This window comes from Streptomyces sp. NPDC058525, assembly GCF_042719495.1.
In the GTDB taxonomy this organism is placed as follows: domain Bacteria; phylum Actinomycetota; class Actinomycetes; order Streptomycetales; family Streptomycetaceae; genus Streptomyces.
The window spans coordinates 111,749-128,144 of record NZ_JBHXNP010000011.1; the positions used below are offsets into that span (position 1 = coordinate 111,749).

General features: G+C 74.0%; 16 protein-coding genes. 5 read left to right on the top strand and 11 right to left on the bottom strand.

Features of this window, described 5'->3' with window-relative positions:
- Positions 1-113: 113 nt before the first annotated feature.
- A complete protein-coding gene (locus ACFWP3_RS09010) occupies positions 114-800 on the top strand; it encodes a GNAT family N-acetyltransferase (RefSeq protein WP_384217836.1) in 687 nt (228 codons plus the stop codon).
- Positions 801-866: 66 nt separating this feature from the next.
- Here the strand turns inward: ACFWP3_RS09010 and ACFWP3_RS09015 are convergent, their stop codons facing one another.
- Entirely contained in the window at positions 867-1,895 is a 1,029-nt protein-coding gene (locus ACFWP3_RS09015) for a TolB family protein (RefSeq protein WP_384217838.1), read from the bottom strand.
- A 200-nt stretch (positions 1,896-2,095) separates the two neighbouring features.
- Here ACFWP3_RS09015 and ACFWP3_RS09020 point away from each other — a divergent pair, with 200 nt between their 5' ends.
- Positions 2,096-3,349 (top strand): alpha/beta hydrolase-fold protein, encoded by a 1,254-nt coding sequence (locus tag ACFWP3_RS09020; RefSeq protein ID WP_384217840.1) that lies wholly within the window; start codon positions 2,096-2,098, stop codon positions 3,347-3,349.
- On the opposite strand, the gene ACFWP3_RS09025 is transcribed toward ACFWP3_RS09020, so the two are convergent.
- Complete coding sequence (locus ACFWP3_RS09025) at positions 3,327-4,814, bottom strand: carboxylesterase/lipase family protein (protein WP_384217842.1); 1,488 nt, start codon at positions 4,812-4,814, stop codon at positions 3,327-3,329. The genes ACFWP3_RS09020 and ACFWP3_RS09025 overlap by 23 nt on opposite strands.
- A gap of 193 nt (positions 4,815-5,007) precedes the next feature.
- Here ACFWP3_RS09025 and ACFWP3_RS09030 point away from each other — a divergent pair, with 193 nt between their 5' ends.
- Positions 5,008-5,292: a chaplin gene (locus tag ACFWP3_RS09030; RefSeq protein WP_362309091.1), complete on the top strand. Its 285-nt coding sequence runs from the start codon at positions 5,008-5,010 to the stop codon at positions 5,290-5,292.
- Positions 5,293-5,434: 142 nt separating this feature from the next.
- Here the strand turns inward: ACFWP3_RS09030 and ACFWP3_RS09035 are convergent, their stop codons facing one another.
- The 6 genes from ACFWP3_RS09035 to ACFWP3_RS09060 form a co-directional block, all read right to left on the bottom strand.
- Complete coding sequence (locus ACFWP3_RS09035) at positions 5,435-6,298, bottom strand: tyrosinase family protein (RefSeq protein ID WP_384217845.1); 864 nt, start codon at positions 6,296-6,298, stop codon at positions 5,435-5,437.
- A 16-nt stretch (positions 6,299-6,314) separates the two neighbouring features.
- A complete protein-coding gene (locus ACFWP3_RS09040; protein ID WP_384217846.1) occupies positions 6,315-6,680 on the bottom strand; it encodes a tyrosinase family oxidase copper chaperone in 366 nt (121 codons plus the stop codon).
- An 88-nt stretch (positions 6,681-6,768) separates the two neighbouring features.
- Positions 6,769-7,380 carry a trimeric intracellular cation channel family protein gene (locus tag ACFWP3_RS09045; RefSeq protein ID WP_384217849.1) on the bottom strand — a complete coding sequence of 204 codons (612 nt, stop codon included), beginning with the start codon at positions 7,378-7,380 and terminating at the stop codon, positions 6,769-6,771.
- Positions 7,381-7,544: 164 nt separating this feature from the next.
- Positions 7,545-8,705: an acyl-CoA dehydrogenase family protein gene (locus tag ACFWP3_RS09050; protein WP_384217851.1), complete on the bottom strand. Its 1,161-nt coding sequence runs from the start codon at positions 8,703-8,705 to the stop codon at positions 7,545-7,547.
- Entirely contained in the window at positions 8,702-9,895 is a 1,194-nt protein-coding gene (locus tag ACFWP3_RS09055; protein WP_384217853.1) for an acyl-CoA dehydrogenase family protein, read from the bottom strand. The genes ACFWP3_RS09050 and ACFWP3_RS09055 overlap by 4 nt, the downstream gene beginning before the upstream one ends.
- Entirely contained in the window at positions 9,892-10,869 is a 978-nt protein-coding gene (locus ACFWP3_RS09060; protein WP_384217856.1) for an NADPH:quinone oxidoreductase family protein, read from the bottom strand. Before ACFWP3_RS09060 ends, ACFWP3_RS09055 begins: the two co-directional genes overlap by 4 nt.
- A gap of 199 nt (positions 10,870-11,068) precedes the next feature.
- Here ACFWP3_RS09060 and ACFWP3_RS09065 point away from each other — a divergent pair, with 199 nt between their 5' ends.
- Both ACFWP3_RS09065 and ACFWP3_RS09070 read left to right on the top strand, forming a co-directional pair.
- Positions 11,069-12,220 (top strand): hypothetical protein, encoded by a 1,152-nt coding sequence (locus ACFWP3_RS09065; RefSeq protein ID WP_384217858.1) that lies wholly within the window; start codon positions 11,069-11,071, stop codon positions 12,218-12,220.
- Between the two features lie 49 nt (positions 12,221-12,269).
- Entirely contained in the window at positions 12,270-13,190 is a 921-nt protein-coding gene (locus ACFWP3_RS09070) for an SDR family oxidoreductase (protein WP_384217861.1), read from the top strand.
- A 16-nt stretch (positions 13,191-13,206) separates the two neighbouring features.
- On the opposite strand, the gene ACFWP3_RS09075 is transcribed toward ACFWP3_RS09070, so the two are convergent.
- Genes ACFWP3_RS09075 through ACFWP3_RS09085 form a run of 3 tightly spaced genes read right to left on the bottom strand, consistent with a single transcriptional unit; the run spans position 13,207 to position 16,219 of the window.
- Positions 13,207-14,043 carry an enoyl-CoA hydratase/isomerase family protein gene (locus ACFWP3_RS09075; RefSeq protein ID WP_384217862.1) on the bottom strand — a complete coding sequence of 279 codons (837 nt, stop codon included), beginning with the start codon at positions 14,041-14,043 and terminating at the stop codon, positions 13,207-13,209.
- A 54-nt stretch (positions 14,044-14,097) separates the two neighbouring features.
- The gene (locus ACFWP3_RS09080; protein ID WP_384217864.1) at positions 14,098-14,862 is read right to left on the bottom strand and encodes a PIG-L deacetylase family protein; all 765 of its coding nucleotides are present in this window, start codon (positions 14,860-14,862) and stop codon (positions 14,098-14,100) included.
- Between the two features lie 52 nt (positions 14,863-14,914).
- Positions 14,915-16,219, bottom strand: a complete 1,305-nt coding sequence (locus ACFWP3_RS09085) for an alpha/beta fold hydrolase (RefSeq protein ID WP_384217873.1) — start codon at positions 16,217-16,219, stop codon at positions 14,915-14,917.
- Between the last annotated feature and the right edge of the window lie 177 nt (positions 16,220-16,396).

The window sequence follows — 16,396 nt, forward strand, 5'->3', positions numbered from 1 at the left end:
CCACTCGCGTTCACCTGACAGCCCGTTGCCTTTCACCCGTGTTTTGCACTGGGGGCGACGTCAGGGACGCAGACTGTGCAACCACCCCACCGCCCAGAAGGACCGAAGGCTCCGTGCCCGTACCCGTACTCCTCGCCGGCCGCACCGTGCGGCTCGAGCCCCTCGCACCCCACCACACCGAGGCCCTGGCCGTGGCCGGTGCCGAGGATCGTACGACTTACGCCTTCACCCCCGTACCCCATGGGGTTCAGGCGTCCCACGAGTACATCGACCGTGCCCTCGCCGATCAGGCGGCGGGCCGATCGCTCCCGTTCGCGGTCATCAGAGCCAAGGACGGGCGGGTCGTCGGTTCGACCCGGTTCCTGGAACTCGACTACTGGCAGGGGCCGCTGGTGTGGCCCGCAGTACCCGGCGTTCCGTTCGGCGATCCGGCGACGGCGATCCCCGATGCCGCCGAGATCGGCAATACCTGGCTGTCCCCGGGCGCCCAGGGGACCGGCATCAACACCGAGGCGAAGCTGCTCATGCTCCGCCATGCCTTCGAGACCTGGGGGGTGCGGCGGATCTCGCTGCGGGCGGACGCCCGCAACGGCCGCTCGCGGGCCGCGATGGAACGTCTCGGCTTCACCTGCGAGGGCGTCCGCCGGGCGCATTCGCGGGGGCTCGACGGGGCGGTCCGCAGTACGGCCTTCTACTCGATCCTCGACGAGGAGTGGCCGGCCGTGCGGTCGATCATCGAGCTGAGGCTGTCGGCCGGTGCGCAGCGCAAGCGGCGCCGCCGCACGCTGATCCCCGCCTAGCCCGCCTGGCGTAACGCTCCTGCACCGGCCCTCCCCCGGCTTCTCCGGACGCGTCGATCCGTCGGCTCATCCGAGGAAGGCCGGGGCGAGGGCCGATGCCATGAGCCGGGCGGGGGCGCCGCTCCCGTCGGCCGGTACGGAGTGCAGGTCGGCTCCGAAGTCCCCCGGCAGCGAGTAGACGACCGTGCGGTCGTCCGTCCACACCACCTGGTCGTCCACGCTCCGCTCCTCCGCGAGCGGGGTCTCCGTGCCGGAGGCCAGGTCCAGGACGTGCAGCCGCCACGGCGCCTCGGCCGGCAGGCCCGGCACCCGCTTCTTGAACACCACCCGGGTCCCGTCGGGCGACAGGGACGGGCACTCGACGTTCTCGCGCAGTGTGGTCACGGTCCGCGCCGCCAGGTCCCCGCGGACCAGGTGGGTGCGGCCCGCGGTGCCCAGCGTGGCGTAGAAGGTCCGTTCGTCGGCGGTGAAGGTCACGCCCCAGAAGTTCACGTCGGCGCTGCGGTACGGCTTGCCGTCCTTGAGGACCGTGAACTCCTCCAGCGAGGCCTCGAGCCTGCCGGTGCGCAGGTCGAGCACCGAGGTCCGGGTGGAGAAGTCGGTTCCGGCGTACGAGTCCCCGCCGACGAAGACCGTCCAGGCCGCGAGCCGGCCGCCCGGTGAGACCCGGGCGCGGGTGGGGATGCCGGTCACGGCGTGCGCGGCGACCTCCTGGAGGCGGGCGTCGAGCAGGACGGCCCGGTAGCGGTCCGGGACCCCGCCCTTCTCGGCCTGGAGGCAGATCCCGGTGCCCGCCGCTGCGTGGAAGCGCAGGCAGGAGACGCCGGAGGCGGTACGGTCCCCGTCCGGCGCGGCGGCCCGGACGGTGGCGAGCTCGTCGCGGTGCGGGCCCCAGGCCATGTTCCGGAACACGATGCGCGGACCGCCGTCGGCCGGGTCCAGGGAGACCGCGCCCCGGGTGGTCCGAGGGCCCTCGGCCTGTGGCCGGTTCTTCTCGTCGGCCGCGGAGGAGGCCCGGACGAGGGCCGTCACGGCGACGGCGGCGAGCAGGACGACGGCGGTGGCCAGGATCAGGATCCGGCGCTGGAGGCTCAAGGGGTCCTCTCCTCTCGCGGGGCGGGGGCACCCTACCCATTGGCATGCACATGAGCCAGGGCAACGGCCGTCCCCGGAACGTCCCAAGAAAGGGAAAAATGCGGAACCCTGGGATGCTTTCGTTCATCCTTCGAACAGAAGGATCAAGCCCGCCAGACCACCGCCCCCTCGGGGCAGCACCAGCCGGAGAGCCACCGCACATGTCGTACCCACCCGAAGGGCAGCAGCACCGACCGCCGTACCGGCCGGAGGGGCAGAACCCGCAGCAGCCCTACGGCGACCAGTACGGACAGCAGCCGTACGGGCAGGACCAGTACGGCCAGGAGCAGTACCGGCAGGAGCCTCCCTACGGGCAGCAGCCGTACGAGCCCTACGGGCAGGAGCCCGAGCCGGCTCCCCGGCGCAGGTCCGGGGTGCGGCGCTGGGTGATCGCGGGCGTCTCCGTCCTCGCGCTCGCGGGCATCGCGGCCGGCGTGATGAACCACTACGAGATACCCCCGTTCACCGACAAGGGCTCGGCCGTCTCCTTCGGGACTCCCGGCGGCGACAGCGGCAAGAACCCGGCCCCGCAGGCGGCGAACTCCAAGATGCTGATGCCCACCGGGCCGCAGGCCGAGTTCAAGAACTCGATGACCCTGCCCGACGGGACGCACGTGGCCGTCACCACGCTGGACGGCAAGAAGTCCGGCTTCAAGGGCAAGGTGTGGGTCTGGGCGCCCAAGGAGTACAACGACCCGAAGTTCGCCAAGAGCGGCTTCCCCGTCATGATCGCCCTGCCGGGCGGCGCCGGCTACCCCAGCAACTACTGGATGGGCACCGACCTCGGTCTCCAGACCAGCATCGCCAAGTGGTACGCCGAGGGGAAGAGCAAGCCCTTCATCCTGGCCATGCCGGTGCTCAACCCGGGCCCGGACGACAAGGGCATCTACTGGGACGGCTCCGACATCCCCGACCAGCCCAAGATGGGCACGTGGCTGACCGAGGACGTGCCGGACCTGATGAAGGCGAACTTCCGGACCGTGAAGTCCCGTGACGGCTGGGCCTTCATGGGCTCCTCCACCGGCGGCTTCGCGGGTCTGAAGGCCGTGCTGAAGCACCCGGACAAGTTCAAGGCCGTGATCGCCTCGGGCCCGGACATCGTCCCGGACTCCTCGCTGTGGAAGGGCCACGACAAGGAGAAGGCCGAGAACAACCCGGAGGTGCTGGCGAAGCAGCTCATCGACCGCAAGGGTCCGGACGTCTATCTGGCCTTCCAGGTCGGCGACAGCGAGAACAACAAGAAGACCCTGCCCGACGTGCAGAAGTTCATCGCGACCTTCGGCAACAAGGGTCCCGTGCACACCGAGCTGAGAATCATCAAGGGCGGCCAGCACAACGCCAAGACCTACGTCCCGAACATGGGCGAGGGGCCGATCCAGTACATCAGCAAGGTCATGGAAGGGCCCGTCGAGTAAGGTCCGGCGCCTCCTGCGCCGCCTTCACCGCGCCCTCCCCCGCGTCCTTCGCCTCCGGCCCGCCGAACACCTTCGGCGGGCCGGAGCCGTTCCAGGGCGCCCAGCCCGGATCGCCGGTCACCGCGAAGCGCACCCAGGCCGCGTGCATCTCGTCGGCCAGCGCCTGGGGAGCGTCCGGCCCGGCCAGCCAGGCCGCCTCGGGCACGTCCAGTGTGTCGAATACGAATCCCAGCTCCAGGGCGTGGCAGGCGCCGAGCCCCGGGACGCCCGAGCGCCACGCGAACTCGTACAGGAAGCTCGGCGCCGCCCTCCGCGCACCGGCGAGCCTCCGCAGCGGGTCGCGCAGCAGGTGGTCGGTGAGCAGCTGTCCCGCGAGGTCGGCGGGCCCGGCCCCGGGCCGGGCTGCGCGCAGCGCCCGTACGGCGGCCCGGTCCTTGCCGCTGCGCCGGCGGGCCAGCGCCACGGCGAGCGGGCCCAGCCGGTCCAGCAGCCGCATCGTGCCCGTCGGGGCCAGCCAGAGCCGGTACTCCTCGGCGGTCCAGCCCAGCAGCAGCGGTACGCCGCCGGCCCGGGCCGCCTCCAGCGGGTCTCCGGGCAGCGTGTCCGGGTCGGTCACCAGGCCGAAGGCGGCACCCCCGGCCAGAGGGCTCGACCGGCGCAGTACGGCGGCCTGTGCGGCCAGCAGGGTGGGGAGGGCGGTGGCGCCGAAGGCCGCCGCGGTGGCGTCCGTCTTCAGCAGCGAGGCCATCCGCCGGACCATGGCGCGGACCCGGTCGCGGTGCAGCGCCTCGGGGGCGCCGCTCTCCAGGGCCGCCTGCGCGAAGAGCCCGGCGGCCCTGGGCGCGGCCAGCAGGGCGCCGATGCTGATGGCCCCGGCGGACTCGCCGAAGACGGTGACGCGGGCGGGGTCGCCGCCGAAGGCCGCGATGTTGTCCCGGACCCACTCCAGGGCGGCGATCTGGTCCAGCAGGCCCCGGTTGGCGGGGGCGTCGGGGAAGAGTCCGTAGCCGAGGACGCCGAGGCGGTAGTTGAGGGAGACGAGCACGACCCCGTCGCGGGCGAAGGCGGAGCCGTCGTAGACGGGGACGGCCGAGGAGCCGCGGGTGAGCGCCCCGCCGTGGATCCACACCATGACGGGCAGCCGGGCGGCGGGCGCCGGGTCGGGGGTCCACACGTTGACGCTCAGGCAGTCCTCGCCGGGGATCTCCGGGTCGGCGAGCAGTGCGGCGAACTTCGGCGGGTAGGGCACCTTCGGCGCGGTCGGCCCGTAGGCCCCGGCGTCGCGCACGCCGTCCCAGGGCTCCGGGGGCGCGGGCGCGGCGAAGCGCAGGGGGCCGACGGGCGGGGCGGCGTACGGGATGCCGCGGAAGACCGCGGTCCCGTCCGGCCCCGTGCGGCCCTCGACCGCTCCGTACGCGGTCGCGACCCGGGGCCGGCCGCCGGTGGCACCGCCCGCTGCGCTCATCTGGTCCTCCCGGTCCGCTCCGCGCACGCGCGCGGTGCGCGCACCGTCGCACAGCCACCCCATGGGTGACAAGCCGTGTCGGAGACCTCACCAAGTAGGCCCAGCGGCCGTGACCCCCCGCGCCTCCCCGCGTTGTATGCCATGTCAAACGCCGCACACCCTGCGGTGCCCCGTTTCTCATGAGGAGATCTTGATGTCGCGTATCGCGAAGGCATTCGCCGTCACCGCTGTCGCCGGTAGCGCCGTGGCCGCCGGAGCGGGTCTGGCCGTCGCCGATGCCGGAGCGCACGGTGCGGCGGTCGGCTCCCCCGGTGTCCTGTCGGGCAACCTTGTCCAGGTTCCGGTGCACGTCCCGGTCAACGTCTGCGGCAACACCGTCAACGTGATCGCCCTGCTGAACCCGGCGTTCGGCAACACCTGCGTCAACGCCTCGGGCGGCGGCGGCGACCACCACACCGAGGGCGGCTACGGCCACTGATCGCCTGACCGGCTGATCGACTGACCGAAGGAAGGGCCCCTGCCGCGCGGCGGGGGCCCTTCCCGTGTGTGCTGTGTGTGCTGTCTGTGCCATGGGGTGCAGTGGCCTGAGCGGCCGGTGCGCCCGGGTCATGCGTAGCGGGTCATTCGTAGCGGTAGAGGCCCTGGTGTCCGAGCATCTGGCGCGGGGTGACGTCCCACGGCGGCATCGGCTCGTCGAGGGCGATCACCCGGCCGCGCTGGAGGTCGCCGAGCGCGAGCGGTGCGGCGGGCAGATAGCCGGAGCCCGGGTGCTTCTGCTGCCAGCGGTCCCAGATCAGGTCCACGAAGGCGTGGTGCAGCCAGAACGCCGGGTCGTTGGGCGCGGTGCCGCCCGTCATGTGCCCGCCGATCCACTGGTGCACCTTGTTGTGATTGCGCCAGCGCTCGCTCTTCGGGGCGGCCCACCCCTCCAGCTTGTTGCGGAAGCCGCCGGCGGTGGCGGTGGAGTCCCAGGGGGACACGTCGTAGACCGGGTCGTCGATGGCCCACTGCAGTTCGGCGGGGGTGGGCAGGGCGATCGGGTTCTGCGGACGGCCGAGGTTGCGGGTGAGGAAGCGGGCCTCCGAGACGCCCACGGTCACCGTCCAGTTGCCCTTGTCGTAGGCGAAGGGCCCGGTCAACACCTGCCGGTCCGCCGCCCGGCCGGTGCCGCCCAGGAAGTCGTCGGCCCACAGGGAGGAGACGGGGCTGGTGTCGGTGGTCCAGTCCCAGTACGGGAGGGAGACGCCCGGGTCCACGGTCCGCAGCTGCTTCTCGAACTCCAGCAGGTAGTACCGGTGCCAGGGGAAGAAGGACGGGGACATGTGCCCGACGCGCAGCTTGCGGTCGCGGTCGGGCACGAAGTACTTGCCGTGGGTGCGCACGAAGGCGTCGTAGACGCCGTTGCGCTTGAGTTCCAGCACGGCCGCCGTGAAGCGCTTCTTCTGGGCGCTGGTCAGGTTCTTCTGGTTCTGCCGCGTGTACAAGGCGGGGCTCCTCCCGTCAGCCGTGGTGCGGGGCGGACGCCGACACGAGCTGGGCGGTGCCGAGCTCGTCGACGGCCGCGCGGGCCAGTTCCAGCGGGGTCCCGAAGGACTGGAAGTGGTTGACCTCGCTCAGGTAGCTGCCGTCGGCCCGGCGCATGACGTGCAGCGGGCGCCCGTCGATGCGGATCCCGGCCCGGTCCACGGCGATGTGCCGGCCCCGGTACGTCTCCTCCGCGAGCGGGGCGGGGGTGAGGGTCTGCCGGGGGCGGCGGGCCCGCAGTACGGGAGCCAGCGCCGCGGCGGTCCCGGCGAGCACGGCCGCGGTGAAGGCCGTACGGAGCAGGGCGCGGCGGGTGGGAAGTGCGGCGGGTGCTGCGGGCATTCGGTCTCCCTCGCTCGGTGGCCGGCGGCTACGGGTCTAACGCGGCGCGGCGGGCGAGGTCACCCCTGGGGGTGTAGGCGGACCGGGATCAGGCGGTCGTGCGCTGGAGCCGGGGCAGGTGCAGGTCGCGGAAGACGGCGGCCATCCGCAGGGCGAAGACCAGTCCGGCGGAGACGGCGATGTTCGGTGTGTCCGCGACGCCGGCCCAGTGCAGGCCGAGGTAGGCGGCGGCGCCGGCCAGCGCGGCCGTCGCGTACACCTCCTCGCGCAGCAGCAGGGGCGGGAACTCCCCGCACAGGACGTCGCGGACGACCTCGCCGGTGACGCCGGTCAGTACGGCGAGGATGAGGACGGCGACGGGCGTGACGTGGGCGTCGATGGCGGCGCGGGCGCCGATCACGGTGACCACGGCGAGGCCGACGGCGTCGACCACGACGAGGGCGCGGTGCGGGAGCTCCCAGCGGCGCAGGTAGAGCATGGTCGCCACCCCGACGGAGGCGATGAGCACGAGCAGCACCCAGTCGTGCGTCCAGTAGAGGGGGTGCCGGTCGAGGATCAGGTCGCGCAGGGTGCCGCCGGAGATGCCGGCGGCGAAGGCGAGCACGAGCCCGCCGAACGGGTCCATGTTGGCGCGGTGCGCGGCCAGGACGCCGGAGGCGGCGAAGGCGGCGATGCCGAGGAGGTAGAGGGCGTGCAGCATGGCGCCTCCTTCACGGGGCGGGCGGGTGTTCGGGGACAACCCGTCGAGGGTGCCCCACCCTGTCCCTCCCCCGCATCGGCCGTTCGGCCAGGCCGGAGCCCGTGCCCGCATGCCTTCGCGTTCGCGTTCGCGGGCACGGGCACGGGCTCCGGCGGGCGCGGGCGCTACGGCGCGGGGAGTTCGGCGAAGTCGGCGACCAGGCCGCGGTGGTGGCCCGCCGTGCCGAGGGCCAGGGAGTCGGCCTTGGCCCGCTTCAGGTAGAGGTGGGCGGGGTGTTCCCAGGTCATGCCGATGCCGCCGTGCAGCTGGACGCACTCCTCGGCGGCCCGGACGGCCACGCCCGAGCAGTAGGCCTGGGCGACGGCGACCGTGAGCGGTGCGTCGGGCGACTGGGTGGCCAGGGCGTCGGCCGCGGCCCTGGCCGCTGCCCTGGCCGAGGCCACGTCGAGCCAGAGCCGTGCCAGCCGGTGCTTGAGGGCCTGGAAGGAGCCGACGGGCCGGTTGAACTGGTGGCGGACCCGCAGGTAGCCGGTGGTCTCCGTCAGGCACCACTCGGCGATCCCCAGCTGTTCGGAGGCGAGCAGCCCGGCCCCGGAGAGCAGGGCTCCGGCGACGGCCGCCCGGGCGGTGGCCGGGTCGGCGAGCCGGGTGCCGGGTGCGGCGTCGAGGGTGACGGTGGCCAGCGGGCGGGTCAGGTCGAGCGGGACCTGCGCGGTGATCCCGGCCGAGGCGGCGGGGACGGCGTACAGGCCGGTGTCGGCGAGCACCAGCAGCACGTCGGCGGCCACCGCGTCCGCGACGGAGGTGACCGTGCCGGTCAGGGTCCCGCCGCCGGAGTCGTGGACGGCGGACGGCAGCGGGGCGCCGGGGGCGAGGGTCAGCGGCACGGCCGGTACGCACACCTGCCGGCCGGAGGCCAGCTCGCGCAGCAGCGGGGCGGCGTCCTCGGTATCGCAGCCGAGCAGGATCTCGGTGGCCAGCACCGCGCTCGTCAGGTAGGGGGCGGGCGCCACGGCCCGGCCCAGCTCCTCCAGGACCACGGCCGCCTCGCGGTGGCTCGCGCCCTGGCCGCCGAGCTTCTCCGGTACGAGCAGCCCGGCCGCGCCGATCCCGGCGGCGAGGGGGCGCCACAGCGCGGGGTCGTGGGGCCGGTCGGTCTCGATCCGGGCGAGGACGCCCGCCGGTGTGCAGCGGGCCTCCAGGAGGGACCGTACTGCGGTGCGCAGTTCCTCCTCGGCCTCGGAGTAGAGCAGGTCCACCGGGGCCGGCGGGGCCGCAGGGGTCGTCGGGGTCGTCGGTGTCGTCGGCGTCCTCGGTGTCGTCATCGGGCGAGGTCCTTCCAGGCGAGGTCCTTGTCGTCGCGCGGCTCGGACGGCAGGCCCAGTACGCGTTCGGCGACGATGTTGAGGAGGACTTCGCTGGTGCCGCCCTCGATGCTGTTGCCCTTGGCGCGCAGGTAGCGGTAGCCGGCGTCGCGGCCGGTGAAGTCGACCAGTTCGGGACGGCGCAGGGTCCAGTCCTCGTAGGACAGGCCCTCCTCCGCGAGGAGTTCGACCTCCAGGGCGCTGATCTCCTGGTTGAGGCGGGCGAAGGTGAGCTTCATGCCGGACCCTTCGGGGCCGGGCTGGCCGACGGCGAGCTGCTGGCGCAGCCGTTCACCGGTGAGGCGGGCGACCTCGGCCTCCACCCACAGCTCCAGCAGCCGCTGGTGGAGGGCGTGCGTGCGCAGGGCCGGGCGTTCGCGCCAGGTGGCGGCGACCGGTGCGATCATGCCGCCCTCGCGCGGGATGCGCATGCCGCCGATGGAGACGCGCTCGTTCATCAGGGTGGTGCGGGCCACCGCCCAGCCGTCGCCGACGGCGCCGAGCCGGTGGGCGTCGGGGATGCGCACGCCGGTGAGGAAGACCTCGTTGAACTCGGCCTCGCCGGTGATCTGGCGCAGCGGCCGGACCTCGACGCCGGGGTCGTGCATGTCGCACAGGAAGTAGGTGATGCCCCGGTGCTTGGGCTGCGCCGGGTCGGTGCGGGCGATCAGGATGGCCCAGCGGGCGGTGTGGGCGCTGGAGGTCCACACCTTCTGGCCGTCGACGACCCACTCGGCGGACTGTTCGTCGAGGACGGCGCGGGTGCCGAGCGCCGCGAGGTCGGAGCCCGCGCCGGGCTCGCTGAAGAGCTGGCACCAGACCTCCTCGCCGATCCACAGGGGTCGCAGGAAGCGCCGCTTCTGCTCCTCGGTGCCGTACGCGAGGATCGTGGGCGCGGCCATGCCGAGGCCGATGCCGATCCGGCGCGGGTCGTTGTCGGGGGCTCCGGCGGCCTCCAGTTCGGCGTCGACGACCGCCTGGAGGGAGCGCGGCGCGCCGAGGCCGCCGAGGCCCTCGGGGTAGTGGACCCAGGCCAGTCCGGCGTCGAAGCGGGCGCGCAGGAAGTCCGTACGGGAGGTGGCGGCGGGCGGGTGGGCGGCGAGCAGGTCCCGTACGCGTGCGAGCAGGTGCTCGGCGGTGGCGGCGGTCATCGGGAGGCACCCCGGCCCCGGGGCATGGCCAGGACCAACCGGCCGGTGGTCGAGCCGTCGGCGAGGCGCTGCACGGCGTCGGCGACGGCGGGCAGCGCGATGGTCTCGCTGACCAGGGGCCTGACGGCGCCTTCGGCGGCGAGGCGGGTGAGTTCGGCGTGGCAGGCGGCGATCGAGGCCGGGTCCTTGGTGGCGTACAGCCCCCAGTGCAGGCCGAGGATCGAGTAGTTCTTGATGAGCGCGTGGTTGAGGGCGGGTGCGGGGACGGTGCCGCTGGCGAAGCCGACGATGACGATCCGGCCCTCGAAGGCCACGCACTTGGCGGAGGCGGTGTAGGAGTCGCCGCCGACGGGGTCGTAGACGACATCGGCCCCGCGTCCGCCGGTGAACTCCTTCACCCGGGCGACCACGTCCTCGGAGCGGCGGTCGATCACGAGGTCGCAGCCGAGTTCCTCGGCGGTGCGCGCCTTGGCCTTGCCGCCGGCGACCCCGATGACGGTGGCCCCGGCGGCCTTGCCGAGCTGGACGGCGGCGCTGCCGACCCCGCCGGCCGCGGCGTGGACCAGCAGGGTCTCGCCCGGCTGGAGGCGGGCCCGGCGGTGCAGGCCGAACCAGCCGGTCTGGTAGCCGATGTGCAGGGCGGCGGCCTGGGCGTCGTCGAGGCTCTCGGGCGCCGGGAGCAGCGCCCGTTCGGGTGCGACCACGTACTCGGCGAAGCCGCCGTGGGGCAGGCTGGGGTTGGCGATGACGCGGCGGCCGTCGTCGGTCAGGCCGCAGATCTCGACGCCGGGGGTGAAGGGCAGCGGCGGGCGGATCTGGTACTGGCCGCGTACGAGGAGCGCGTCGGGGAAGTTGAGGTTCGCCGCGAGTACCCTGAGCCTCACCTCGCCCTCACCGGGGACCGGTTCGGGGATCTCCTCAAGGCGCATGGCCTCTCGGGGCTCTCCCAGGGTGTGTACTCGCCATGCCTGCATCCGGGGCCTCCAGCCGCCGTCGAGGAACCACGCTCCGCGGGCATACTAAGCGGTCGCTTGCCCTTCTGGGAACCACGGGGCACCACGGAACCCGCCGAGGACACGCGCGGAAAGCGGGCGACCGCGCCGGGGTCGTCCGATTAGCATCAACGGGCAGTCGCCATACGGCATATGACACGATCATCGGGGGGACCGTTCCATGAACCGAAGCCGTACCAGAGGTACCGCGTCCGCGGCCGTGGCCGCAGCCGTCATAGCGGGCCTGCTGACCGCCGCCGGACCGGCCGCGGCCGCCGCGCCGGGGTGCACGCCCGGCATCACCGTCCTGCCCTCGCTGACGGGCGGGCCCGCGGGCTCGGTCCGCGCCTTCGGCCCGGGCGGGCTGGCGGTGGGCTCCAGTGCCGGGCTGCCCGCGTACTGGACCGCGGACGGCCAGGTCCACGCGGTGCCGCTGCCGGAGGGCTTCCAGGAGGGCACGGTCTCGGCCGTGAACGGCAAGGGCCTGATGGTGGGCACCGTCCGGAGCACCGCGCAGGGCAGCCCCGGAGCCTCCTTCACCTACCAGCTCGGCGCCTCGTCGGTCCGGCTGATCACCGCCACCTCCACGCGGTCCGGCGGGGCCGAGGTCAACGACGCCGGGCACGTCGTCGCCCTGGACGACGGCGTCGCCAAGGAGTGGGTGAACGGGACGGTGGCGCGCGAGCTGCCCGTCCCCGCCGACGCGCACCCGAGCACCGTCATCAGCTCGGTGAACGGCATCAACAAGCGCGGCGACATCCTGGGCACCGCGTACACGAACTACTGGGACCAGGACAACGACCAGATCGTCAGCACGACCTTCCCCGTGGTCTGGCCCGCCGGCGGCTATCCGACCGCGAGCCTCCCGGTGTGGACCGAGGGCGACTGGACCGTCGGCACCCACCCGACCGGCATCGACAACAAGGGCCGGGTCGTCGGCTACGAGAAGCTGAGCTACCGGGACTGGCAGGAGCGCAAGCCGGCCGTCTGGAAGCGTCCGTACGACGCCCTGCCGACCGGCCCCGGCACGGTCCCCGGATACCAGCACCTGACCCTCGACGCCATCAGCCCGAACACGAACGCCGTGGTCGGCTCGGCCGTGACCTTCGTCGAGGGCTACGCCAACCACATCCGGGCCGCCTACTGGCCGGGCACCGGTGCGGCGAAGGCGCTCCCCCACCCCGCGGGCGCCACGCCGGACGCGCGCAGCGAGGCCTTCGCGGTCTCGGACGACGACCGGGTGGGCGGCACCTACTGGGGCTGGAACGGCGTCGGGTCGGGCGCCGTGATCTGGACCTGCGCGAGCCGGCAGGCGTACACCCCGCAGGGCTGATCCCGTCCGGGGCCTGGTGATCTCGGCGCCCGCGCGCTATCGATGCCCCATGACGGACGACACCCGGCGCGGCCTGCCCGCGCCCCCGCCGCTCGGCGCCGCCGCCCTGCCCCCCGGTACGTACGCGGGGCAGGTGGTCCTCGTGACCGGCGGCGGCACCGGGCTGGGCAAGGCGATCGCCGCCGAGTTCGCGCGGCTCGGCGCGGATCTGGTGATCGCGAGCCGCCGGGCCGAGCAGCTGGCGGCGGCTCGGGAGGAGCTGGCGGCCGTACCCGGCGCGGGCCGGGTGACGGCCGCCGTGTGCGACATACGGGACCCCGAGCGGGTCGCGGACGTCTTCGACGCGGCCGAGGCCGCCTTCGGGCTGCCGGACGTCCTGGTGAACAACGCGGCCGCCAACTTCCCCTCCCCCGCCGAGGACCTGTCGCCGAACGCCTGGCGGGCGGTCGTCGACATCACCCTGACCGGCACCTGGTTCATGACGCGCGAGTTCGGCCGCCGCCACCTCGCCGTACGCACCCCGGGGTCGATCGTGAACATCGGCGCCTCGTACGCCTGGACGGGCGGGCCGGGCTTCGCGCACAGCGCGGCCGCCAAGGCGGGGGTGAAGAACCTGGTGGAGACCCTCGCCGTCGAGTGGGGACCGTACGGCATCCAGATCAACGGCCTGGTGCCCGGGCTGTTCCCGCACGCCGACATGACCGGGGACATCCGGGGCGGCCTGGACCGGGCCGCGCCCGACGCCAAGGACGGGCGGCAGCCCGCGCTGCGGGTGGGCGAGCCCCGGGAACTGGGCTGGGCCGCGACCTTCCTGGCCTCGCCGTACGCCCGGTTCGTCACCGGCCACACCCTGGTGGTCGACGGCGCCAATTGGCAGCGCCGGGCGCTGGTCAACCCGGAGGTCGTACCGGTGCGCGAGCAGCTGGGGCGCGGCCCCTTCGGCGGCGGGCCGGGACGAACGCCCGCCTAGGCCGTCTCTTTCGGATCTAGCCTCCCGTGAAGTGCGGGGGCCGGCGGGCGGCCTTGGCTCCGTAGCCCTCGCGGCAGTCGTCCGAGGTGAGGGTGAGGGCGGCCGTCATGGCGGCGCGGTCGAGGGCCGCGGGCAGGGCGGCGTCGGCGTAGGCGTCGACCGCGCGCTTGATGCCCTGCACCGCGAGGGGGGCGTTCGCGGCGATCTCCGCCGCCAGGCCGCGGGCCGCGCCGTCCAGCTCCGCCCCGGGCACGACGAGCTGGACCAGGTTCAGGCGGTGCGCGGTCGCCGCGTCGATGCGGCGGCCCGTCAGGGCCAGGTACTTGGCCCAGCCGGCGCCCGCCTCGCGGGCGATCCGCAGGTCGCCGCCCGCGTCCACCGCCACGCCGAGCTGCGCCTCCGGGAGGGCGAAGACGGCGTCCTCGGCCGCCACCCGGATGTCGGCCATCAGGGCCAGTTCGAAGCCGAAGCCGAGGCAGTAGCCCTGGACGGCGGCCACCACCGGCTGCGGGAGGCGGGCGAGGACCGCGAAGCGCTCGTGGACCCAGCGCAGGCCCTCGTAGTAGTTGCGGGTCCGCTCGGCGGCCGATCCGCCGGTGATCGCGCCGCCCGGAGCGGTCACGTCGATGCCCGCGCAGAAGGCCCGGCCCTCGGCCCGCAGCAGGACCGCGCGGACCGAGGGGTCGAAGCGGATCCGGTCCGCCAGCAGCCCCAGCTGGCGGGTGGACTCCCAGCTCCAGCCGTTGAGCTTGCCGGGGCGGCACAGGGTGAGGACCGCGAGGCCGTCGTCCGCGACCTCCAGCCGGATCCGCTCCTCCCCTTCCGCGATCTCCGTGCTGACGGTGTCGATCACCTCTGCCGCACCCCCGTAAGAATCTGACGGATCGTCAGTTTAAGGGCGGTCCGGTCAGCGGGGGAAGACCTCGAACGGGACCGCCGGGCGGCCGCCGAACCGGGCCGCCGCCTGCTGGGCGTTGCCGGTGAGGAAGGTGCGGACGTACTCCGCCGGGTCCTGGTCGGTGAGCACCTCGATGTACGCCTTGTGCTCCAGCAGCGAGGCGATCGACCGCTCCAGGCCGGGGCCGGCGTCGGCCGCGTGCGTCGGGGCGCTGGAGCCGGCCACCGCGACCCAGCGCACCCCGTTCCACGGCTCCAGGCCCTGCTCGGTGAGGAGTTCGGGGAAGATCCACCGGTTTCCGGCGTCACCGGCCGCGTCCAGCACGGCCCGGCCGACGGCCTTGTGGTCGGGGGTGTTCCAGTAGCCGCCGCCCTGCGCGCCGCCCCACGTGTCCCGGTGGTTGAGCGTGATCACCAGCTCCGGGCGGTGGCGGCGGATGGCCGCGGCGATGTCCCGCCGCAGGCCGAGGCCGTACTCGACGACGCCGTCGCGGTAGTCGAGGAACTCGACCTGGGACACCCCGACGACGGCCGCGCTCGCCCTCTGCTCCGCCTCGCGCAGCGGGGCGCAGTCGGCGGGGGCGAGGGTGTCGATGCCGGCCTCGCCGCGGGTGGCGAGCAGGTAGACGACCTCGCGGCCGCCGTCGGTCCAGTCCGCGACCGCGGCCGCGCAGCCGTACTCCAGGTCGTCCGGGTGGGCGACGACGGCGAGGGCGCGCTGCCAGTCGGCGGGCATGGGCTGCAAGGGCTCGGGCTCATCACGCTGTTCGGTCATGGGTCGCACGATAGACGGCGACCGGTGCCGGGCGGGCCCCGGCGCGGCCCGGTCAGGCCTCGCCGCGTACGAGCGCGAGCAGCCGGTCCAGGACGCGCGGGCCGCCCACGCGGACGCCGTCGTGCTCGTACTCGTCCGTCACCCAGGTCCGCAGGCCCCGTACGGCGCGGGCGGTCCGCAGGGAGTCCGCGGTGTCCACATACATGTCGTCGTGGTAGACGACGGCGGCCACCGGCACCTCGTTGGCGGCGAGCCGGGCCGGGTCGTAGAGGGGCTCCCAGCCGGTACGGGCGGCCAGCAGCTCGGCGGTCTCGCGCAGCGGGGCGAGCGCGGGGTCCACGGTGAAGTGCCAGGGGTGGATGGTCTCGCCGGTGAAGAGGACGGGCTCGTCGCCCGCGAGGGCCTTGGCGGCGTCGAAGCGGGGGTGCCGGGCGCGCACCCGCTCGGCGGCCCAGGCGGTGGGCGCGGCCGGGTCCTGGGCGTAGCACGCCTCGTGGACCAGGGCGTAGAGGGGGTGCCCTGCGAAGGAGAGCAGGGCGTGGGCGCCCTCGAGGAAGGCGTCGGACAGCGCGGGGCCGGCGGGGGTGCGGACGAAGGCGTCCTCCAGCAGGTAGTGCAGCTGGTGGCTGCCGTCGCCGGAGCCGAGGATCAGGCCGAGGGACTGGAAGGCCTCGACGGTGAGGCGGTAGCCGCCGGGCAGTTCGGCGGGACGCTCGGCGAGGTGGGCCGCGATCCGGCGGACGCGCTCCACGTCCATCGGGTAGCGGCGGTAGTGGGCCAGGTTCTTGCGCTCGATGCGGGGGTACGCGGCCTCGTACGCCTCGTCGGCGGTGGCGGTCAGGGACGGGAGGCCGCCGGTGATCAGGACGGCGCTGAGGCCCTCGGGGGCGGTGGAGAGGTAGCGGACGGCGCAGAACCCGCCGAAGCTCTGGCCGAGCACGGTCCACGGGGCGCCGCCGGTCAGGGCGGGGCGGATGGCCTCGGCGTCGCGCACGATGGAGTCGGCGCGGAAGTGGGCGAGGTACTCGGCCTGTTGCGCGGGGCCGCCGCGCAGGGGCAGGGTCTGCCGGTTCACCGGGGTGGAGCGCCCGGTTCCGCGCTGGTCGAGCAGGAGGACGCGGTAGTCGGCCAGGGCGCGCTCCAGCCACGCCTGGCGGCCGATGAGCCGCCGGGCCCCGAAGCCGGGTCCGCCCTCCAGGTAGAGCAGCCACGGCAGGGTCCGCGGGTCCTTGCCGGCGGCGACGATCTCGCGGGCGTACAGCTCGATGTGCTCGCCGTCCGGGCGCGCGTGGTCCAGCGGGACGGTGAACCGGTGGTCGGTGATGACCGTTCCGGGCTGGCGGTAGCTGTGCTCGATGGTCACGGACGGCCCCTGGGGTACGAGGTACGGGAGTACGGAGACCCGTGGCCCCGCCCGGGGGGGGGCCGGGGCCCGGGGGGGGGGGGCCGGGGGGGGAGTTGGGGTGCCGGGGGGGGGGCGGGGGGGGGGGTGTTAAACAAAAACCGGCCCCCCCGGCAATGGCAGGTGGAGGAT